Source organism: Acinetobacter sp. 228 (genome assembly GCF_048147885.1).
The window spans coordinates 1-1429 of record NZ_JAYWYV010000243.1; the positions used below are offsets into that span (position 1 = coordinate 1).

Here is a 1429-nt window from a genome sequence, read left to right on the forward strand (position 1 = left end):
TTTGATAAGGTATCAATGGTACCAAATGACTTTGAAGAAATAATAAATAAAGTTGTTTCCGGACGCAGTTGATGGAGTAAGTCTGATAACTGGCTACCATCCATAGTCGAAACAAAGTGTACATTAAGTGGTTTGGCAGTTTTTACTTTAAAATCGCATAGTGCATGGGTCACCATTTGAGGCCCTAAATCAGAACCACCTACCCCAATATTAACGACATCCTGAATCACCTCACCCGTAGCACCACGATATTGCCCAGCATGGATTTTTTCAACCAAAGCATACATACGCTGTAATTGAGTATGAACCTGTTTTGTGAGTTCAGGAAATTTAGAATATTCCGATGGTAAACGTAAGGCCCAATGCATAGCTGCACGCTGCTCAGTACAGTTGACTTTGTCTTGGGAAAATAAGCGCTCAATCCAGTGAGTCAATTGTTTCGTCTTTGCTAAAGCAAACAATTGTTCTAGAACACTTTTAGTTATACGGTGTTTACTGTAATCAAAAACCAATTGATCGAACTTTACCGAATAGTTTTGAAAGCGGTCTTGCTCGGCTGCAAATAATTCTTTGATATGTAATTTTGAATTCTTCTCAACTAAGGAATGAAGCTGTGCTATAGGCGAGACTAACTCTTTAGGAAACTTCTCGATAGATTTACTCATAATCGACCTACTCCTTCATAAGCGAAACCTTTTGCTTTCACATATGCCGGATCGTAAATATTACGCCCATCCAAAATAAGAGGATGCTGCATTAATTGTTGCAACTTTTTAAAATCAGGGCTCCAATATTGTTTCCATGCTGTTACTAAGCATAAAGCATGGGCACCCTGTGCAGCTTCATATTGGTCAGCACATAAAACCAGATCTTCACGGTCTCCATAAGTTGTTGCGATCTCATCTAAGGCTTGTGGATCATGCAAACGCACTTTTACCCCTTGCGCCCATAATGCAGCTAATAAAATATGAATCGGTGAGTTATGAGTACTAGAGGTGTTTTCCTTAAATGAAGCCCCCCAGATCGCAACAGTTTTACTGCTCAGATCACAGTGATAATAATTCCATAATTTACGGAATAAAATTTCTTTTTGTTGTTCATTAATCGCCCACACTTGCTCGAGTAGCCGACTTTTAGCGCCTGTTCCAGATACAGTACTCGAAAGCGTTAAAATATCATGTGAAAAATTTTCACCACCAAATCCAACACCTGCCGACAAATAGGCTGCACCAATACGTGTATCTGCAGCAATACCATGCTTTACATTAGCAATATCAATACCGAGTTTTTCAGCAACCATCGCCAAATCATTCATGTAGCTAATACGAGTTGCCAACATTCCCGAAATGCTGAGCTTTGTAAATTCAGCATCTAAAATTGGCATAAATAAATATTGATAGCTAAAACGGAAAAAAGGACGTAACAGCTC

General features: G+C 39.0%; 1 protein-coding gene and 1 pseudogene. Both read right to left on the reverse strand.

Annotated elements, in window-relative coordinates:
* Positions 1–665, reverse strand: a pseudogene (locus tag VXQ92_RS17825) (glucose-6-phosphate isomerase); the annotation flags it as partial.
* On the reverse strand, positions 662–1429 hold a 768-nt coding region (locus VXQ92_RS17830), incomplete at its 5' end, for a UDP binding domain-containing protein (protein WP_416682705.1). The pseudogene VXQ92_RS17825 and the gene VXQ92_RS17830, both read right to left, overlap by 4 nt.